Source organism: Olivibacter sitiensis DSM 17696, assembly GCF_000427965.1.
In the GTDB taxonomy this organism is placed as follows: domain Bacteria; phylum Bacteroidota; class Bacteroidia; order Sphingobacteriales; family Sphingobacteriaceae; genus Olivibacter; species Olivibacter sitiensis.
Genome location: NZ_ATZA01000007.1, coordinates 109,213 through 129,414, shown reverse-complemented (window position 1 = coordinate 129,414; position 20,202 = coordinate 109,213). Strand labels below are relative to the sequence as shown.

Sequence of the window (20,202 nt, the reverse complement as noted above, 5' to 3'; positions counted from 1 at the left end):
TCATAACCCGCAACGGATAACTTATAAATAAATCTCATTTCCTTTTAGCTTAAATTCCTCTGCTTTTTCAAATAGCCCGTCTTCGGCAGATTGCCTGATTTCCTGGGTAATCTTCATGGAGCAGAACTTGGGACCGCACATGGAACAGAAATGCGCCACCTTGGCGCCTTCTGCCGGTAGGGTCTCATCGTGGTACTCACGTGCCGTATCCGGATCCAGCGACAGGTTGAACTGGTCTTCCCACCGGAACTCGAACCGGGCCTTGCTCAGCGCGTTGTCGCGGTACTGGGCTCCCGGGTGTCCCTTGGCCAAATCTGCCGCATGGGCCGCCAGCTTGTAGGTGATGACCCCGTCCTTCACGTCTTTTTTGTTGGGCAGTCCCAGGTGTTCCTTCGGCGTGACGTAGCAGAGCATGGCCGTGCCGTACCACCCTATCATGGCAGCGCCAATGGCCGAGGTGATGTGGTCGTAGCCTGGGGCAATATCCGTAGTGAGCGGGCCCAAGGTGTAGAAAGGCGCCTCATGGCATTCGCGCAGCTGTTTGTCCATGTTTTCCTTGATGAGGTGCATAGGTACGTGGCCCGGCCCTTCTATCATCACCTGTACATCGTGTTTCCAAGCTATCTTGGTGAGTTCGCCCAACGTTTCCAGCTCGGCAAATTGGGCGGCATCATTGGCATCGGCAATGGAACCGGGCCGTAGGCCGTCGCCCAGGGAAAAGGCCACGTCGTATGCCTTCATGATCTCGCATATCTCTTCAAAATGGGTATAGAGGAAATTCTCCTTGTGGTGTGCCAGACACCATTTGGCCATGATGCTTCCCCCGCGTGAGACAATACCCGTCACCCGTTTGGCCGTGAGTGGAATGTAGCGCAACAGCACCCCTGCATGGATGGTAAAATAGGAGACACCCTGTTCGGCTTGTTCGATGAGGGTATCGCGAAAGATTTCCCAGGTGAGGTCCTCTGCCTTGCCCTTGACCTTTTCCAGCGCCTGGTAGATAGGGACTGTTCCTATGGGTACGGGCGAATTGCGGATGATCCATTCGCGCGTCTCATGGATGTTGTCGCCGGTGGAAAGATCCATGATGGTGTCCGCTCCCCAGCGACAGGCCCAGACCGCTTTTTCCACTTCTTCCTCGATGGAACTAGTGACGGCGCTGTTGCCGATGTTGGCATTGATTTTTACCAGGAAGTTGCGGCCAATGATCATGGGCTCGCTTTCGGGGTGGTTGATGTTGTTGGGGATGATGGCACGTCCAGCGGCAATCTCGTCCCGAACGAACTCCGGCGTGATGAACCCTTTGGGCGTATGGGCGCCAAAGCTATTGCCGGGATGCTGTTGGCCCAAGGCCTCGTAACTGCCGTTTAGTTGGCCCTTGAGTTCGTCGATACGCTGATTTTCACGTATGGCCACATACTCCATCTCGGCCGTAATGATTCCTTGTTTGGCATAGTGCAGTTGGGTGACATTGGTGCCCATTTTGGCCTTAAGGGGCTTTTTGAGATGCTGAAAACGTAGGTGCGCCAATTGGGGATCCACCAGGCGTTCTTGGCCATAGCTGGAGCTGATCCCGGCCAATGCTTCCACGTCGTTTCGCTGTGCTATCCAAGGCTCGCGCAGGCGGGGCAATCCTTTACGGATGTCTATCTGTGCGTTTTCATCCGTATAGGGGCCACTCGTGTCGTACACCGTGACGGGCGCATTGGGTTCTTGGCCTCCGTTGAACAATTTGGTAGGAGAGAGGGAAATCTCTCGCATGGCTACCTGGATGTCGTGCATGCTGCCTTTGACATATACTTTTTTTGAACCCGATATCGCTCCGGTCGTAATGGCCGATTGGGTCGGTCTTTTCTCTTGCTTGCTCATAATTTAGCCTCCTTGTGTTGCTTTGATGATAAGAATCTGATCGTTTGTTTGCAGGATATATTGGTCGTGTTCTGCTTTTGGGATTACACGTTGATTGATGGCCACGGCAATGCCCTTTTGGCGGCCGCCTAGCTGCTGGGAAATCAATTGTGCCAAAGTACTTCCGGCAGGAAGTTCCTGTTCTTGATGATTTAACTGGATCTTGATATTGCTCATTCCTATTGGTTTTTCATACAACTCTAGGAATGACACCATAGCGCCATGGAAACAGCGCAAGCAAAGAAAGGTCATCTACTTTTCCCTGCGGCAGTACTAACTGCATCAGGTTCAAAGGGTATTATCTCAGCACCAATGGCACCCCTAAAGTTTTACCAAAGATAAAGCATATTAAATGGAAATGCAAATCTGCCTTCTACTCATTAAAGCTTCATGGGGTGCACGACAAAAATCCCTTTTCACAAAAAACGCGTCATTGCCTGCCTGCGGTAGGCAGGCGAGGAGCGAAGTGACGTGGCAATCTACGTTTTTTGTTTGTCAGATTGCTACGTCGTGCCCCCTCGCAATGACGACAACGACAAGTGGGAAATCTGTCGTGCGCCCAGCTTCATGCATGCGGATTCTATTATCGTTACTTTTGATTTATCGGATTTTGTCTTTTGATTAGGCCGAAGATAACCAACAATATGCTTATGAATCCGCCTATCATGGCGACGTAAGCCACATAGTCTCCAAAGCGTACATAGAAAGTAAGTTCCTCATTGAGGTTGATATCTTGTTTTAACGCTGTGGCCGTCCACCACGTGCTCCTTTGCACGACATCTCCCCTTTGGTTTATAAAGGCCGAAATTCCTGTGTTGGCCGAGCGCGCTACCCATCTTCTGGTTTCTATGGCCCGAAGCCTGGCATAGTCCAGGTGTTGGCTTTTCCCTGAGGTGTTGCCCCACCAGCCGTCATTGGTAATAATGGCTATGAACTGCGCGCCCTGACGGATGTATTCTGCTACATAGTTGCCCCAGATAGATTCATAGCAGATAACCGGTGCAGCGCCAATGCCGCTGGAAGAATAAAACACGCTGGGTTCTTCTTGGCCTGCGTAGCTACCAGTAGCTCCGCCAAAGGCTGCAAAGAGGGGCTTCAGGAAGCTCAATGCACTAAAAGGTAATTGCTCTACGCCAGGTACCAGTTTTGACTTGTGGTAGAACTGTACTTTGGAAGAGTTATCTATTAGTACCGCTGCGTTGTACCTTTCGTAGTAGTATATTCTATCGAGCTCTTGTATAGGCGTCGAATTGGGGCTAGGTTCGGCCATTTTGGAAAAGGACTCGATGCCGGACAGGACATTTCCATTTTTGTAGTCTTTCAGAAATTCCCTTGTTTTTTCATACTTGATATCGGAACGGATTTCCCGTTCATTGACGTAGGAGCTGATGGCAGTTTCCGGCCAGATAAAAAATTCGGTGTTGGGCTGTCCGACCGATTGTGATAACCGAATCAAAAGATCGACCTGCTGATTGGCGCTAAGGCCATACTTTTTAAAAGGTTCGATATTGGGCTGGGCCACCACGATATTGGAAGGATTTTCATTTTCCTCATAGGTGGTGTAGCGCAGGAGTGAGCAAGCAATGGGCACAAAAACGATAGCCGCCAATGCCAGGTAGCTAGTCAGAAAGCTTGCTTTGGATTGCTGCTTATGTCGAATGAATAATATGAAGAATAATATGTTGCATATCCAGATCCAGAGGGTTCCACCATATACGCCCGTATACTCGTACCACTGCACCAGTACCGTACTATTGGCAAAACCGTTGCCCAATGTCATCCATGGGAAAGCCAAATCCCACCATTGATGTAGGTATTCGTAGCAAACCCAGAAACAAGCCAATCCTATTAGGCTTACCCCAAGATTATATGTTTTCCTTAGTTGGTAATACAACCTGAACACAAGGGCAATGAGCAGAGCGGCAAGTCCGAACGGAATAAGTGATATGAATATGGCCGCATAGATTGGCATTACGGCGCTAATGGCATTGAAAACCCAGTAGATACTCGCCGTATTCCATACCAGTGCACACAAACCTGCGGTGAGGAAGACCTTCGTCCCTTTTTTCTTGCCAGGGCTGGTGATAATTTGCTCGAGAGCCAATAAGAGTGGAACAAAGGCAACGAGCAGGATAACGCCGGTAAATGGGATAGGCGGCCATGCCAGCCAAAGCAATAGGGCACTGGACAAGGCCAAAAGGTAGTTTCGTTTCAAGGTAATGGTTGTTTTACAGCTGAGACAGTATTTCGTTTTTCTTGCTTTCGTATTCGGCTTGGGTAATCAATTGCCGTTCAAACAATGTTTTTAGTTTTTGCAATTTCAACGTCACCTCATCCACAGGTTCTTGAACAGGCTCGGGAGTTTTTAATGTAGGCTCCTCTTCGGGTTTGAGAGGTGCTTCCGTCTCTTCCTCTAGCTCGCTTGGGGTATTGATTTGAGGTGTACTCGCTTTTTTAAGATCAACTTCTTGTAAACGAGTTTGTTCCTCTTGCTTCTCTAAGGCTTCGTTTGAAAGCTGAAATAGTTTGCGAGCCTGTACTTTTGGTATATATTCTACTGTGAGGTTTTCTCCCGTGTAAGGAATGACCGTGAAGCGTGCGCCAAAGAAATCTTCCTTGAAAGTTACCTCCTTTACATCCTTCCATGGGAAAATCTCGTAATTGGTGGTAAGTCCCAGTTTGGCGGATTCGCAAAGAAAAATACGTTTATTGCTGATCACCACGCAATCTGGCAATATGGTGACCGCCGGCTTCTTCTGAACAGCAATGTAACGAATTACTTCGCCAGAGGTGAGCATGTCTTTTAGCTTGTCCAAGGTTTTTTCCACTACCTTTGGATCCTGTTCTTCCGTTAGATATTGATCTATATACATGATCTTATTTTTGACTATCGGCTTTCGGCTATTGGCCGTCAGCGTTCTTTCCGTTTTCTAAAATACTGTTTTTGCGTTGTTATAATTGGCCGTTGCCAAATCTGCCAATGACCAATTAACTAGTGCTACGACGGCTAAATTACGAATTTCCATGTACACAAATAACAAACTCGCCTTTTATCACATTGTTTTCAAAATATTCTTTTACTTCCAAAAGACTTCCTCGAACTGTTTCTTCAAAAACCTTACTGATCTCCCTCGATACCGAGCACAAACGGTCGGCGCCAAAATAAACGGTCAACTCATCTAAGGTTTTCAATATACGGTAAGGCGATTCATAGAAAATCATCGTTCTCTGTTCGTTAACCAATGATTTGAGTTTTGTTTGCCTCCCTTTTTTGACGGGCAGAAAGCCCTCGAAGACGAAACTATCGCTGGGTAGTCCCGAGACTACAAGTGCCGGCACGAAGGCAGTAGCTCCCGGAAGACAGCATATGGCTATGCCTTCCTTAATTGCTTCGCGTACCAATAAGAAGCCGGGGTCTGAGATAGCCGGTGTGCCGGCATCAGAGATCAAGGCAACCTGCTGTCCTTCCTTCAGGAAACGGATGACCTCGCTCAAGGCTTTGTGTTCGTTATGCTGGTGATGGGCAAATAATTTCTTGTCGATGCCAAAGTGTTTCAACAAAGGGGTGCTTGTGCGCGTATCTTCGGCTAAGATAATGTCCGATTCCTTTAGTATGCGTACTGCCCGAAAGGTCATGTCTTCCAGATTGCCAATGGGGGTGGGAACGAGGTATAGCATTTTTGTTGCGCGTTGTGAGTTATGTGTTGTGCGTATCAAGTGTCTAGATTGACTTTCAAGCTTGCTAAGCCGCTTTGGTCTCTAGTCCCTGACTGCCGTCAGGCAAGTTTTCAGCTTTAGTCTTTAATTAACCATATAACAATTGATCATTAACGACTATCTTTGCTGCAAAAATATACAAAATTTATATGTTGCAGATTAGTTATATCCGGGAAAACAGGGAGGAAGTAATCGATCGGTTGAAGGTTAAGAACTTTGGTCAGTTGGGTTTGGTAGACGAGGTGCTTCGTTTAGACGAAGAGCTTCGCTCATTGAAAGTGGCTTCCGAGTCCATTTCAGCGGAGGCTAATTCGGCGGCAAAAAAGATAGGCGAGTTGATGCGTCAAGGCAAAAAAGAGGAAGCGGAGGCAATCAAAGCCCAATCTGCCAGCTATAAAGAACAGTTGAAACAATATACCGAACAGCTCGGCCCATTGGAAGCTAAATTTTTCGATACATTGGTTCAGTTACCCAATTTGCCGTATCATTTGGTTCCAGAAGGAAAGGATGCAGAAGATAATGAGGTGGTATTGCAGCATGGCGATCTGGTAGAATTGCCAGAAGGAGCGTTGCCGCATTGGGAATTGGCGGCCAAGTACGATATCATCGATTTTGAACTTGGCGTAAAGGTGAGTGGTGCAGGTTTTCCTGTCTATAAAGGAAAGGGAGCAAGGCTGCAACGCGCTTTGATCAATTTCTTTCTCGATAAGGCCAATGCTGCCGGTTATCGGGAAGTGCAGGTGCCTATATTGGTCAATTCCGATTCTGGCTTTGGTACTGGGCAGCTACCCGATAAGGAAGGGCAGATGTACTATGTCGGGAACGACGATATGTACCTTATTCCCACGGCTGAGGTACCGGTCACCAATATGTACCGTGACGTGATCTTGAAGGAAGAAGATTTCCCCATCAAAAATACGGCTTATACGCCCTGTTTTAGGCGCGAGGCTGGATCTTACGGTGCACATGTGCGCGGACTTAATAGACTACACCAGTTTGATAAGGTGGAATTGGTACAGGTTGTTCATCCCAAAAGATCGTATGAAGTACTGGAGGAAATGAGCCTGTATGTGCAATCCTTGCTCAAGGAGCTGCGATTGCCTTACCGTGTGTTGCGTCTGTGTGGTGGCGATATGAGTTTCACCTCTGCCATGACTTATGATATGGAAGTATGGAGCGCTGCACAGAAACGTTGGCTGGAAGTCTCTTCCGTTTCCAATTTTGAGACTTATCAGAGCAATAGACTTAAGGCTCGGTTTAAAGACGCTGATGGCAAAATGCAGTTGGTGCATACGCTCAATGGCAGTGCGTTGGCATTGCCACGTATTGTAGCGTGTATTTTGGAGGAGAATCAAACGGAAAGAGGGATAAAAATACCGGATGTATTGGTGCCGTATACGGGCTTTGAGTGGATTGATTAAAGTCTCTTATTTCGACTTTTAAATCTTGGCCCTTGTTTTTTGGGTTTCTCCTTGTCTTTTTCCCCATAGATGTACATGTATAAGGCCCGTAGATGTACATCTCTGTACCTTATAGATGTACATGTGTAAAGTTCATAGATGTACATCTATACGCTATGGAGATGTACATCTATGAGAAAACTTTGCCCTTCTTTTTTGAATTTTTCCTTATCTTGTCCCAAATATCTCAAGTTTCTTTTATTTTTTATTTGCGGTTATTATGGCGGTAAAATATGCATGCAGGCCCAAGCGTAACGTAATTGGGGGCAACAACGATGTATTGTATTATGCCATTCCTACAAAGAGTGGTAAGGTAGATCTGGACATGCTTGCTGAGCACCTTAGCGAGCAAAGTTCTTTGACTAAGAGCGATGTTTATGCTACGATGATAGGGCTCACGGCTTTGGTAGAAAAATATCTGCACAATGGTTATAGGGTGAAACTGGGGCAATTGGGTACATTTTACCTGTCTGTCACCAGTGCTGGCTATGAAAGCGAGGAAGCGTGTACGCCCAAGAAAGTAATAGCAAACAAAATATGTTTCAAGGCCGACGATAAATTGCGGAAAAACTTGAAGAAAGTACAGTTTGAACGAGGATAACTAAGTGTATTTGGGCTTTACTATTAGGGCCTACTTGTTGTGGCAGTTCCGTGAAGTTGCATATGACCGGCAATTTGTCTAAGTTTGTTTTAATTATTGGAATTAAAAAAGATACCTTTTTGAAATAAGGTAAACTCATATGGCTAAAATACTTTTGCTGGAGGATGATACTACATTTGCGACCATCTTGGAAGGATTTCTTAAGAAAAATGGGCATATAGTAGATGTGAAATATAATGTTCGCTCGGCATTGGAGGCCTTGGACGACACGTATGAGCTATTGGTACTAGACTACAGATTGGGAGATGGTACAGGGCTGGACGTGATAGATGCCATGCGCGATAGGGGGATGAAGAAGATCCCTGCCATCATGATGACCAGTTTCAACGATGTCCGGACTGCTGTCAATGCCATAAGAAGAGGGGTGTTTGACTATATAACCAAGCCCGTGAATCCCGATCAACTGCTGATGGTACTAAAGGAGGCTTTGGAAGAAAACGATGTCGAGCCTGAGGGTACAAAGTCTACATCTAAAAGAGCCGTAAACAGCACCGTCGAAAAGGAGGAATACGTCGATGGAGAAAGTCCAGTAGCCAAAAAGCTTCATGATTATATCCAGCTGGTGGCTCCCACGGATATGTCCGTACTGATAAGGGGCGAGAGTGGTACTGGCAAGGAATACGTGGCCAGGTCCATTCATCAATTGAGCAAGCGTGCGGACAAGCCCTTCGTCTCCATAGATTGTGGAACACTATCAAAAGAATTGGCGGCTAGTGAGCTTTTCGGGCATATGAAAGGATCTTTCACTGGGGCGTTTAGTGATAAAGTAGGGCAGTTTGAACAAGCAAATGGGGGAACACTTTTCTTGGATGAGATTGGGAATCTCTCTTATGATGTTCAGGTGAAATTGTTGCGGGCATTACAAGAAAGAGTCATTCAGCCGATTGGCGCAAATAAGCAGATTAAGGTTGATGTACGGGTCATTGCAGCTACCAATGATGATTTGCTGCACGGTGCTTCACAAGGACATTTTCGGGAGGACCTATATCATCGTATCAATGAATTTGAAATTCTGGTGCCGGCACTTCGAGACAGGGGCGAGGATTTGGACACCTTTATATCTTTTTTTCTAAAGCAGGCAAATGAAGAATTAGGTCGTCATGTTCATCGTCTTTCTACAGACGTAGAGCGCATCTTCCGGTCATATGATTGGCCAGGCAACTTGCGCGAACTCAAAAACATCATAAAACGCATGGTGCTTCTTAGTACTGGCGATGTTGCACAGCCAGACGCACTGCCCGACGAAATGGTGACGAATTTGAAGCGAGCTAAATCAGAAAACAATTCGCTACAGCAAGAAAATCAGGTAAATACCCTAGGGTTGGATTTGAAATCATTCAGTGAAGCGCAAGAGAAACAGATGATCATGGACACGCTGAAACAAGTGAAATATAATAAAAGTAAAGCAGCCCAATTACTCAATATAGATAGAAAAACCCTATATAATAAGCTGGAGAAATACGGTATAGAATAAAGCTTATCTTTTTATTATGGCAAGGAAAGTTTACGATGGTCCCATACGTAATAAAGAAAGGACTAAAAAGAAGCTATTAGATGCGGTAGGTGAAATCCTCACCGAAGAAGGATACGTGGAACTTGGTGTCAATAGGGTAATGAAACAAGCCAAATTGGACAAGAAGCTTCTATATGAATACTTTGGTGGTATAGATGGGTTGATAACTACTTATCTCAGGGAGCAAGATTATTGGCTTAAATATGCCGAACGTGCCAAAGGTGTCATCACTGGCCTGCCAAATCAAAACATAAAAGAACTGACAAAATCAATCTTGAAAGATCAGCTCGATTATTTGGACGATAACAGAGAAATGCAGCAGATAGTGAGATGGCAAATCAGTGAGAAAACGGAAGCGCTGCAAAAAATATGTGAAGAGAGGGAAGCTGTCGGAGCAAAATTATTTAGCTTGTTTGAACCCAATTTTGATGGCAGGAATGTAGATATCGAGGCAGAGATAGCCATCTTGGTAGCTGGCATCTACTTTTTGGTGCTCCATGCGAAAGTGGGCAATAGCCTTTTCTGCGGCATCGACCTCAATGAAGAGGATGGCAAAAGCAGAATACACCAAGCTTTGGATAATATGGTAGAGAGGATATATAAGAACGAGAAGGCGTAAATCTCAATCAAGGGCTATTACGATAGGGATTTTGCCTGTGCATGGGAAATTTGAAGATGAAAACCTATCAGGTCGAGTAGTTCTGTCACTTCTTTCACAATGGTGGATATTTCCTTCGTGTCCGCAGGAATGGACGATTTGAGGTCTATTTCCATTTTTCTCAACTTTATACAGAGTTTATCATGACCTAATTGACCAGTTCTGCCAGCCAGTCTATGAAAAATAAAACCAGCCAGCTCATTGTCGCCTGCATTTATTGCCTCTTGCAATACAGTAAGATCTGCAGTCGTGTCCTTGATATAAAGTTGGAGCACCTGCCTCATTTGAAATTCATCGTTCATGGCAAATTGGCGGAGCTTGTCTAGCGAAAATGGCAAGGACTGATTTTCCAAATCAGAAGTTGGCGTTGGCATTACCTCCTGTCCGTTTTTGGCGCTTACCCCCAGCAAACGCAATAGCTCGGCCTCCTTTATCGGCTTCACCAATACCTGATCAAAACCATGGTCGAGAATATGTTGCCGTTCTTCAGGCAGCGCCTGTGCGGTAAATGCCGACATATTGACCTGACGGTTGGGGTTTTCGTCATTTATCTTCTTCTTTAACTTATCCAATAACTCCATACCGGTCATACCGGGCATGCGCATATCCATTATGACATGAGTTACATTAGGGTCAACTGGCTGAGCCAAGATGGCGGCTGGTGATGAGAATAGTTGATGTGAAATATGATGTTTGCTGAGTATATTTCCCGATAGGCTGAGGATAAACTCGTCATCGTCTACAATCCATACTGTCCCTTTAAAAGAGGAAGAAGGGATTAATGAATCATCGTCCGATGGTATTGCCACAGAAGAATCTGCTGTTTCCAAAGGAATACTTACCGTAAAGACGGAGCCTTGACCTACTTTACTCTTTACCTGAATGCTGCCATGCATCGCCTCGCATAACGTTTTCACTATGCTGAGACCAAGGCCACTACCAAAATGTACTCCAGAATTGGAGTTGCCTGCCTGCTCAAACTCGTTGAATATGCGGCCCAAATCCTCTTGAGGTATTCCTTTCCCGCTGTCTTCTACTTGTATAATAAACTTTTGCTCATCTCCGTCCATATAGACCCGCGTATATAAGTGTACTTGTCCCGCAGAAGTAAATTTGATCGCATTGCTTACCAAGTTAAAGAGAATTTGCTTGATACGGAATGGATCGCCAAGATAACGGACATTCTTGTCAAACTTCTTTTCGCTGAAGAAATGGAGCTGCTTTTGCTCTGCCTGTACCCTCATGCTTTCCGTTACCTCATCGACAAGTTTGTCAAGATCAAAGGCTTTGGTTTCAAAATTGAATTTGCCTGAGTTGATACGGTTGTAGTCAAGCACCTCGTTTACGATTTGCAAAAGGTGTTCAGACGAGCGATATATCACGTCGATTTGTTGCGGTGTAGCATACTGGGCATCTCTGGCTTGTTCGGTATAGCCAATGATAGACTGCAAGGGCGTGCGCAGTTCGTGGCTCATATTGGAAAGGAAGCGCTGCTTGGCTGCGCTGTGGTATTCTGCCTCTTCCTTTGCCCTTATCAGCTCCTTCCGGTTCTTGTTGGCTTTACGAATGTCGGCAAGTATGGTCAGTACCATGATGGCGGTGATAAAGAGAAAGGCTATCAAAATCAGATTGAGCCTGTCAATACTACCATTGATGAACATTCTTGCCTGTTGGTTCTCCTGAGTACGTTCTGCTTCCCCTTCTTGTTCTACGGCTTGCAAGATGGTGAGCATATTATTGACTAGATAGTTGCCGGCTATGGTCAGTTCAATTTCGCGGTTGACGAAATTGGTACTTTGTTGTCTTTGACGTTCGTCTAGTCTCTTTAAAGTTGAATCGATAATGTGCAGTAAGCTGTCCTTTTTTTCGACTTTTATACTATCTATCAATACATTTATTTCGTCCTGTATAGTTTTTGTGGTTTTGCTTTCCTCTTCCTGTTGAGGAGCTTTTCTCCCAAATATCTTAGAGAAAAATGAGCGCTCATCTCGTTTATTATTATTATTGCTTCCCTCGTCGGTGACGGTGGTGGTTTGGTTTCTTTTTTCGGTAGTGACAACTCTTTCCTCTACATTTTCCGCCTGGTCCTGCACCAGATTACCGATAGACTGCAGCTGTTCCGTAAATTCATCGTTGTCCACCAGGCGATCTCTAACCCTGATATAAGATTTGAATAACTTCTCGCGTTCGCGTAAGATCGTTTTTATGGAATCTATCCGCTTCACCTGATTGGGATCATAGGCATACATGTTCTTGAGCGTATCCAAGCGGAGTGCCACCAATTTTGACTCTTTTTCAAAGCTACTCAAAGCGTTTGATTTGGTATGAAAAGCCTGGGTACGTTGCAGCTGATCAAGCTGCATGATTTGGCGAGATAAATGACTTACCAATATGAGTTTTTCGTTGGGTTTGGAAATGTTGTCAACCGAAAATAAAACTTGCTCAAATGCATTTCTACTGGTAATCCATGCGCCAATGATGGCCATGCATCCCAATAGAAATACTATAATGACCTTGCTCCGTACATTATGGTTTTCTTTTCTTTGTTGAGCCATTCTCTGTTTACTCCAATCCCACTTTCGATTAAAGATAGAAAAAAGTATGCCAATGTGCAAGGTTTTTGATAAGTCACCTGAGATAGAAACGACCTTTGGTCATCTATTTGTAATAAGTTTTTGATGCATAACTAAAAACTATTTTGTCATTCAGTATAAAAAATCAATTTTTAGCTAGACCTTCAATTTTTTGTAGGAAGACATGAATTACGGGCTTCAGGATAAAAAGCTAGGTTTATGTTGTAATCCAAATGTTTTATATAATTTGGCCGATTCTAACTGAATAAAACAATATAGAGTGCACAAATGGGGGCAAAGATAGAGGCCATAGCTTATTATTATCCAAAAAACACATTAACAAATCAAGATTTAAAGGAGCTTTATCCTGGGTACGATTTTCAACGATTTGAGGAAAAAGTAGGAATAAAAACGAGATACATCGCAGATGAGTATGAAACTGCTCTAGATTTGGCTTATCAGGCCTCCCTTTCTTTATTTGAAAGGATAGATAAAGATCGCATCGACTTTATTCTATATTGCACGCAAAGTCCAGAATATATCATTCCCTCAACAGCCTGTCTGCTTCAAAAGAGGCTCGATTTTGGTAGTCATGTCGGTGCATTCGACTTTAATTTAGGTTGTTCTGGTTTTGTGTATGGTATCAGCATGGCCAAAGCTTTTATAAATAGTGGCCAGGCCAAAAATGTATTACTCGTTACTACCGACACTTATTCCAAATACGTGCATCCGCACGATCGGTCTAGCCGATCTATTTTTGGTGATGGTGCCGCTGCTACTTTGGTCACTAGTTCGGAGGTGGAGCAGATTTTTACTTTCAAATTTGGGACGGACGGCGAAGGGCATGACAAACTCATTATCAGGAATGGAGCTACTAGGCATAAGTACGATCAGAATGCCGAGGAACATCATTATGGAAGGGGTAATGTCTATACAGACAACAACCTATATATGAACGGGCCGGAAGTTTTTCGTTTCACCAGCTCGGTAATCCCTCCGTTTGTAGAAAAAGTGTTGGCGGAAAATAATATGCGTAAAAAGGACATCGATCAATATGTGTTTCATCAAGCCAATGCCTATATGCTCAACCAAATGCGGAGAACGTTGGGGATCGATGCGTCAAAATTTTATATCGATTTAGCCAATGGTGGAAATACCGTTTCGTCCACTATACCGATTGCCTTGAAAAACTACAGCGATAACTGTATGCACAAACAACAGGAAACCGTGTTAATTTGTGGCTTTGGCGTGGGGTTATCTTGGGCAGGAGGAGTGATTACTTTGGATAAAGGGATTTGATACTTTTCCAAAATAATACTTTGCATGTTTTTTACGCATAATTAACTATAAAAGGCAATAGCGGTCTTTTTAATCGCTAGAGCCTCTTGCCGATTTTGCTTCTAAGATAAAAGCGGAAAGCCTCTTTTCTAAAATTTTATCCAAATTCAATCGAACGAAGTTCCGACATCTATTCTTTTTTTAACAAGTTTCGTTTTTGAGTTTAAACGGAAAAATGAACTACTTTTATGGAATTTTGGATGTTGTTGCATGCTTGTCCATATGGATTCACTTAATAGGATTTTTATGAGATTTTCTTTCGCTTTTTTTCAATGGCTGCTGGTTTGTTGCCTGATGCACTGCTTTGCAAACAGTGCTTTTGCGCAGGACAGGCTTGAATACGATACGGCTTGGCATCACATAGAAAAAATGGAATTCGAGGGGCTTTTGAAATCGGTAGTTCCTCTGGTGGATAGCATATACCTGCAAGCCAAAAAGGAAAAGGAAGACCAGCAACTCATTCGAGCCTTGCTATATCGTTCCAAAATAGCAGTAATCACCGAAGATGACAAGGACGTGCTATTGCATGTAGTCAATGATTTCGGGCAAGAGATCGCAAAGGCCAGACCTGTGGCAAAGGCCATATTAAGATCCTTATTGGCGACCCTATTGGATGAATATTACCAAAACAACCGCTATAGTATAGATCAGCGGACAAACGTACGAGACAGCCTTTCGTCCGATTTCAGAACATGGCCAAAAGCTTCATTTACCGATACGATAGCAACATTATATATTCAATCCCTCACTCCCAAGACCAGTTTGCAGCATGAACAAGTGGCTGCTTGGGAAAAGATATTGGATACGGCAAGCACCTACCGGGAATTAAGGCCCAGTCTTTTTGACCTATTGGCACATCGAGCAATCCGTTATTATCAAGTTACAAAAAAAGAGCGGGCCGAAGAGCTGTACGATCAGCTTATTCAAGCCCATGCAGCAGTGTCCAACCGGAATGCGCTACTATATAATGAGTTGAATCGCTTAAAGCTGAGGTACGACGACAAAGCAAGTCAGGTATACATAGATGGTCTAAAATCATTGAGCAATAGCGATCCCGGGACCTGGTACACTTCGGAGGTACTTCATGCGTTGGCATTGGCCTATCAATCAAAGGCTAATGCCGCCGATGAAGATACTTTTTCGGAAAAGAAGCGGTATTTGGATAGTGTACTCCAGATTGCCGAGCAGGTAAAAGAAAAATACCCTGCCACACCAGCCAATGAAAGCATGAAAGCACTCCAAGCTGCTATCCTTGCGCCCACCCTGGAGATACAAATAGAGCATTTTGTGCTGCCCAATGCTCCTATTCCCGTGTACCTGTCGCACAAAAACACGGACAAGATCTATGTGAAAATCCTGAATTATAAACGTGATGCCAAAGGCTATTATGAAGATAAATTATCTGCTTGGCGTATGTCTGGCAATAGTTCACAGTTTGATTCGCTTATAGCGACTTTGCCGATCGTTGACACGTTTTCCATAGATCTGAGAACCTTCGATGACTATCAAAAGCACGCTACTATGGTCAAGTTCAATCCATTGGAGCTTGGAACATACGTGGTGCTCGTGGCCGACAATCCCGATTTTAAGTTTCAGCCAGACGTAAAGCAGTTGGCCAATGGCTACTATCAAAGCTTTGCCGTGACAAGCTATGCTTTGGCATGGCGCGACGATGAAGTGCAATTGACCGACAGGGACAATGGGGCTCCTCTGGCAGGGAAAACCCTGGAAGTGTATAAACGAGCAGGGAATAACAAGGATTTGGTTCTCAGTCAAACGGTACGGACCGATAAATTAGGCAGGGCCAGGGTAAAGGAGAATCTCGATCGTTATACTACCAGGCAATTGGTCTATAAGATCAAAGATGAGGACGTTTTTTTTGATGCGTACTTCTACAATTATCGGCAAGAAGACAGTGATGACGAGGAAGAAGAAGATCCAAAAATCCATTTATTTACGGATAGAGCTATATATAGACCCGGACAAACGGTCTATTTTAAGGGCATCATGTATCGAGAAAGGAAGAACGAACGCAAGGTGGCCAAGAACGTGGAAACCAGTGTGGAACTATATGATCCCAATGATAAATCCATTGGTGAACTGGATCTGAAAAGCAATGAGTTTGGTTCTTTCTCCGGTAGTTTCGTGTTGCCGGCAAATGGCCTGACGGGAGATTATTACCTGGAAGACGAAAGTGGTGATTACCAATGTCATTTCAGTGTGGAAGAATACAAAAGGCCCAAATTTGAGGTGACATTTGATACCCTTAAGGGCAATTATCGGTTGGAGCAGGAGATAGCGGTGAAAGGGGAGGCACAGGCATTTTCGGGTGCACAAATTGATGGAGCCAAGGTTAGTTATCGGGTGTACCGGCAAGATATCCAACCTTATTGGGGATGGAGCAGAAGGCCTATTTCGTCAGTAAGGGAAGAGATCGTACAAGGTGAAACCACGACAGATGGCGAAGGTAACTTCGAGATCCGGTTTGTGGCCAAGGCGGCCACTGAGAGACAAGATGGCGTTTTTCGTACCTACAGCTATCAGATCGAGGCGGATGTGACCGATATAAGCGGCGAGACCCGCACCGGGCAACAGCTAGTCAGGGTGGGGGATAAGTCGTTGACCTTATCGGTGCTGCTGCCCGACAAGGTAGATATGCACGCCCTGGATTCCGTACTTATTAAGACGGAAAATTTGAACGGCGCATTCGTTGCCGGCCAGGGCAAGATCAACTTGGTGAAGCTAGCCGCACCCAATCGTATATTGCGCAGGAACGATTTCCAAAAGACCAATTACAGCTTGTACGACAGAAAGCAATTTGAAGAGTACTTCCCCCATGATGCCTATGCCGATGAACAAAACATGCAGCATTGGCAAAGAGGGGAAGTGGTTTTTGATACGGACTTTGACACCAAGCACTCCACAAGGATAGACATGCAAGTAACTTCGGATTGGCAAGAGGGACTCTATTTGCTGACAGGCTATGTATTGGATGGTGACGACACCTTGAAGGTGGAGAAACAGCTAGAATTATATCGCACAGCTAGCAGCAAAGTGGCAGACAACAAGCTATTTGCCCTCTATCCTGAAAAGGATGTGTACCGTACGGGTGAAGTGGCTAGGATATGGTTTGGTACGGCGGACAAATCGCTGACGGTGATTGCCGAGGTGGAATACGAAGGCAAGACCATACATAGCCAACTGTTGTACTTAAAGGACGGGCTGGAAGCACTGACATTTCCCATTAGGGAACATTATCAAGGAAATATCTATATCCATTATTTCACGGGTAAGTATAACAGTGTCGAACAAGGAAAAGCGATGATCTATGTGCAGCCGAAATCGCGGGACCTTTCCATCGAAGTGGCCACACTTCGGGATAAACTGACCCCGGGACAGGAAGAAAACTGGGAACTCACGGTAAAGGGACCGGATAGGGATTTCGTATTGGCAGAGATGTTGGCCACGATGTATGATAGCTCCCTGGATCAATTTAAGCCACATGGGCTTTATTTTGAGTTAAATGAACGAGTAGGTTATAGTCATTTAGGCGACTGGAATATATCTCAGTCTTTTGGGATTCAAAGTTTGCAGCACGTGGGGTATGGCAACTACAATTATTATTTTCCGCAATGGCAATTTGACGAACTCAATCGATTCGGATTCTCTTTGACGAATACATGGTTGCAAAATCAATATGTTGCTAATATGAAGTTGGAAAAAAATGGTGGGCTACAGCAACCGTTTGATTTTGACACAACCAATAGCCTCAATGAAGTAGTAGTAACCGGATACGGTACACAACAAAAGAGAACTATGTTGGCTGGCGCTGTTGCCGGCGTTACAGTTAGGGGCAATAGCTCGATAGCCGATAGCAATACGCCACTCTACGTGGTTGATGGGAAGGTAGTGGAGGACATGAGCGCTATAAGTCCTGAAGATATCGAGCGTATGGAAGTGCTCAAAGATGCCGAAGCCACCGCGCTCTATGGCGCTCGTGCGGCGCAAGGCGTAGTGATTGTCACCACCAAACTTGGAGCCAAACAAGCGACCCAATTGGAGGGCATCGTCCCAAGGAAAGACCTCAACGAAACAGCCTTCTTCTTTCCGCACCTGAAAACGGATTCGGCAGGCAATGTCAAAATCCGGTTTACTACGCCCGAAAGCCTCACACAGTGGAAATTCATGGCCCTTGCACATACCCAAGACTTGAAAACGGGCTACTTTGAAAAAACGGTGCGCACGTCAAAGGACCTGATGGTCGTACCGAATATGCCGCGATTCATTCGGCAGGGCGATCAATTGCACGTACAGGCCAAGGTAGTGAATATGTCGGATACGGTACAGGTTGGAAAAGCCCAACTTTTGCTCTTTGATGCCTTCACCATGCAACCGCTCGACAAGGTATTCGGAAACCTGCAAAACACCAGGGATTTTTCTGCCCCAAAAGGTGCAAGTGCCAGCGTATCTTGGACAATGCAGGTGCCAAGCGATGTTCAGGCAGTGACCTATCGCGTAGTGGCCAGCTCGGGTAGCTTCAGCGACGGAGAAGAATCTATCCTGCCCGTGCTCACCAATCGCATGCTGGTGACCGAGACCATGCCCCTATTTGCTCGTGAAGGACAGGAAAAGACCTTCGTGATGGAAAACCTAAGCAACAACAAGTCGCAAAGCTTGGAGCAGGTAAAACTGACCTTGGAAATGACCACCAATCCAATATGGTATGCCTTGTTCTCCTTACCTTATCTCAGGGAGTTCCCTTATGAGTGTTCCGAGCAGCTTTTTGGCAGATGGTATGGCAATAGGATCTCGCAACATTTGGTCAATTCCTCGCCCAGGATCAAGGCCGTATTTGATGAGTGGGGAAAGAAAGGAGAGCTGAAATCCAAACTGGAAAGCAATAGCGAACTGAAATCTCTTTTACTGGAGGAAACGCCCTGGGTACGCCAAGCCGAGAGCGAAAGCGAACAAATGAAGCGTATGGTCCTCTTGTTCGACCTCAATACCATGCGCAACGAACAAGAGACGGCTTATCAAAAATTGAAGGCAAGGCAAATGGTTTCGGGAGGTTTTGCCTGGTTTGATGGAGGTAGGGAAAGTAGAACCATCACCACGCATATTCTTGCCGGTTTTGGGCATTTGCAACAAATGCAGCTATATACGGCCGATATGGATGATGTTGTTGGGAAGGCCATAAGCTATTTGGATAAAAAGACCCTTCAGGATATCAACCCCAAAACCAACAAGCCGGAAATGCTATCGTCAGAATGGGTACAATATCTCTATGCCAGGACCTATTTTACGGAGAAATATCCATTTTCCACTATATTGAAAAAGCAGGTCGATTCCGTCATGCAGGTACTGGAAAAGGAGATGATGGAATATCCCTTACAGACCAAAGCCATGTTGGCCTTGGTTTTCCATCGTTTTGGGAAAGGTAGCGCAGCGAGCCAATTGCTGAAATCCGTTGAAGACCATGCAGTGCAAAGCGACGAGATGGGCATGTACTGGAAAGAGAACCAAAGCGGATGGAACTGGCACCAAGCGCCTGTAGAAACACAGGCCATCTTGATAGAGGCTTTTCATGTCGTTCTAAAAGATGAACCCAGCGTAGAAAGCATGAAAGTGTGGCTGCTCAAAAACAGGCAGAGCAATAGATGGAACAGCACCAAGGCGACGACGGAGGCCGTGTACGCGCTGTTGTTTGCTGGCAAAGATTGGGTGGCAGCGGCCGATGGAGTAGACGTTAAGGTAGGAGATGAATCTATCGACAATCAAATGAAAGACCAACAGGCAGGAAGCGGTTATGTGAAGCGCTCGTGGGGTAAAACCGAGATAACACCCGGCATGGGTAAAGTGGAGGTGAAGAAAAGTTCGCCAGGTGTCATGTGGGGCGCACTTTACTGGCAATATTTGGAAGACTTGAACGCCATAAAGTTCGCAGAAACAGGCGTGGTGTTGCGTAAGAGGCTCTTCGTGAAGAAAAATACGAACAAAGGCCACGAGCTGCAGGCTATTACGGAAGCGTCTCCCATCAAGATAGGGGATAGGGTAGTGGTGCGTCTGGAAATACAGGCCGATAGGACCATGGAGTTTGTCCACATAAAGGATATGCGGGCAAGTGGATTCGAGCCTATCAACGTGCTTTCGTCCTATAAATGGCAAGATGGCTTGGGCTATTATGAAAGTACGCGAGACGCGGCCACCAACTTCTTTATCGATTATATGCCAAAAGGCGTATATGTTTTCGAATATGAGTTGAGAGCCAATAATGCCGGTACGTTCTCCAATGGTATCACTACTTTGCAAAACATGTATGCGCCGGAATTGAGCAGTCACTCCGAAGGGATTATGGTAAGGATTGAAGAATAAAT

12 protein-coding genes and 1 riboswitch are annotated in these 20,202 nt (G+C 45.3%); of the genes, 6 read left to right on the top strand and 6 right to left on the bottom strand.

Going from position 1 to position 20,202, the window contains the following annotated elements; translation table 11 throughout:
* Positions 1–21: 21 nt before the first annotated feature.
* The 5 genes from thiC to rsmI all read right to left on the bottom strand — a co-directional run bounded on the left by thiC (position 22) and on the right by rsmI (position 5,586).
* Positions 22–1,869: a phosphomethylpyrimidine synthase ThiC gene (thiC, locus tag A37S_RS0105850; RefSeq protein ID WP_051292763.1), complete on the bottom strand. Its 1,848-nt coding sequence runs from the start codon at positions 1,867–1,869 to the stop codon at positions 22–24.
* 3 nt (positions 1,870–1,872) lie between these two features.
* Positions 1,873–2,085, bottom strand: a complete 213-nt coding sequence (thiS, locus tag A37S_RS0105845; RefSeq protein WP_169719446.1) for a sulfur carrier protein ThiS — start codon at positions 2,083–2,085, stop codon at positions 1,873–1,875.
* A 65-nt stretch (positions 2,086–2,150) separates the two neighbouring features.
* A riboswitch (TPP riboswitch) is annotated at positions 2,151–2,241 on the bottom strand.
* A 256-nt stretch (positions 2,242–2,497) separates the two neighbouring features.
* On the bottom strand, positions 2,498–4,123 hold the full coding sequence (lnt, locus tag A37S_RS0105840; protein WP_028296173.1) for an apolipoprotein N-acyltransferase: 1,626 nt from the start codon (positions 4,121–4,123) through the stop codon (positions 2,498–2,500).
* 13 nt (positions 4,124–4,136) lie between these two features.
* Complete coding sequence (locus A37S_RS0105835; RefSeq protein WP_028296172.1) at positions 4,137–4,781, bottom strand: PH domain-containing protein; 645 nt, start codon at positions 4,779–4,781, stop codon at positions 4,137–4,139.
* Between the two features lie 139 nt (positions 4,782–4,920).
* Entirely contained in the window at positions 4,921–5,586 is a 666-nt protein-coding gene (gene rsmI / locus A37S_RS0105830; protein WP_028296171.1) for a 16S rRNA (cytidine(1402)-2'-O)-methyltransferase, read from the bottom strand.
* A 188-nt stretch (positions 5,587–5,774) separates the two neighbouring features.
* Here rsmI and serS point away from each other — a divergent pair, with 188 nt between their 5' ends.
* The 4 genes from serS (at position 5,775) to A37S_RS0105810 (ending at position 9,878) form a co-directional block, all read left to right on the top strand.
* Positions 5,775–7,046: a serine--tRNA ligase gene (gene serS, locus A37S_RS0105825; RefSeq protein ID WP_028296170.1), complete on the top strand. Its 1,272-nt coding sequence runs from the start codon at positions 5,775–5,777 to the stop codon at positions 7,044–7,046.
* Positions 7,047–7,305: 259 nt separating this feature from the next.
* Complete coding sequence (locus tag A37S_RS0105820) at positions 7,306–7,686, top strand: HU family DNA-binding protein (protein ID WP_028296169.1); 381 nt, start codon at positions 7,306–7,308, stop codon at positions 7,684–7,686.
* Between the two features lie 139 nt (positions 7,687–7,825).
* Positions 7,826–9,220: a sigma-54-dependent transcriptional regulator gene (locus tag A37S_RS0105815; protein WP_028296168.1), complete on the top strand. Its 1,395-nt coding sequence runs from the start codon at positions 7,826–7,828 to the stop codon at positions 9,218–9,220.
* A gap of 16 nt (positions 9,221–9,236) precedes the next feature.
* Positions 9,237–9,878: a TetR/AcrR family transcriptional regulator gene (locus A37S_RS0105810; protein WP_028296167.1), complete on the top strand. Its 642-nt coding sequence runs from the start codon at positions 9,237–9,239 to the stop codon at positions 9,876–9,878.
* 17 nt (positions 9,879–9,895) lie between these two features.
* On the opposite strand, the gene A37S_RS23735 is transcribed toward A37S_RS0105810, so the two are convergent.
* Positions 9,896–12,472, bottom strand: coding sequence for an ATP-binding protein (locus tag A37S_RS23735; RefSeq protein WP_051292760.1), 2,577 nt, complete (start codon positions 12,470–12,472; stop codon positions 9,896–9,898).
* A gap of 306 nt (positions 12,473–12,778) precedes the next feature.
* On the opposite strand from A37S_RS23735, the gene A37S_RS0105800 reads away from it, so the two are divergent.
* Both A37S_RS0105800 and A37S_RS0105795 read left to right on the top strand, forming a co-directional pair.
* Positions 12,779–13,789: a ketoacyl-ACP synthase III gene (locus A37S_RS0105800; protein WP_028296166.1), complete on the top strand. Its 1,011-nt coding sequence runs from the start codon at positions 12,779–12,781 to the stop codon at positions 13,787–13,789.
* A 285-nt stretch (positions 13,790–14,074) separates the two neighbouring features.
* Positions 14,075–20,200 carry an alpha-2-macroglobulin family protein gene (locus tag A37S_RS0105795; protein WP_169719445.1) on the top strand — a complete coding sequence of 2,042 codons (6,126 nt, stop codon included), beginning with the start codon at positions 14,075–14,077 and terminating at the stop codon, positions 20,198–20,200.
* Positions 20,201–20,202 lie beyond the last annotated feature (2 nt).

What these genes read in the sequence shown, in the direction of transcription:
- thiS (WP_169719446.1), bottom strand. Translation starts at nt 2,085, where the DNA reads ATGAGCAATATCAAGATCCAGTTAAATCATCAAGAACAGGAACTTCCT.
- A37S_RS23735 (WP_051292760.1), bottom strand. Translation starts at nt 12,472, where the DNA reads ATGGCTCAACAAAGAAAAGAAAACCATAATGTACGGAGCAAGGTCATT.
- A37S_RS0105815 (WP_028296168.1), top strand. Translation starts at nt 7,826, where the DNA reads ATGGCTAAAATACTTTTGCTGGAGGATGATACTACATTTGCGACCATC.
- rsmI (WP_028296171.1), bottom strand. Translation starts at nt 5,586, where the DNA reads ATGCTATACCTCGTTCCCACCCCCATTGGCAATCTGGAAGACATGACC.
- thiC (WP_051292763.1), bottom strand. Translation starts at nt 1,869, where the DNA reads ATGAGCAAGCAAGAGAAAAGACCGACCCAATCGGCCATTACGACCGGA.
- A37S_RS0105835 (WP_028296172.1), bottom strand. Translation starts at nt 4,781, where the DNA reads ATGTATATAGATCAATATCTAACGGAAGAACAGGATCCAAAGGTAGTG.
- A37S_RS0105800 (WP_028296166.1), top strand. Translation starts at nt 12,779, where the DNA reads ATGGGGGCAAAGATAGAGGCCATAGCTTATTATTATCCAAAAAACACA.
- A37S_RS0105810 (WP_028296167.1), top strand. Translation starts at nt 9,237, where the DNA reads ATGGCAAGGAAAGTTTACGATGGTCCCATACGTAATAAAGAAAGGACT.
- serS (WP_028296170.1), top strand. Translation starts at nt 5,775, where the DNA reads ATGTTGCAGATTAGTTATATCCGGGAAAACAGGGAGGAAGTAATCGAT.
- A37S_RS0105820 (WP_028296169.1), top strand. Translation starts at nt 7,306, where the DNA reads ATGGCGGTAAAATATGCATGCAGGCCCAAGCGTAACGTAATTGGGGGC.
- A37S_RS0105795 (WP_169719445.1), top strand. Translation starts at nt 14,075, where the DNA reads ATGAGATTTTCTTTCGCTTTTTTTCAATGGCTGCTGGTTTGTTGCCTG.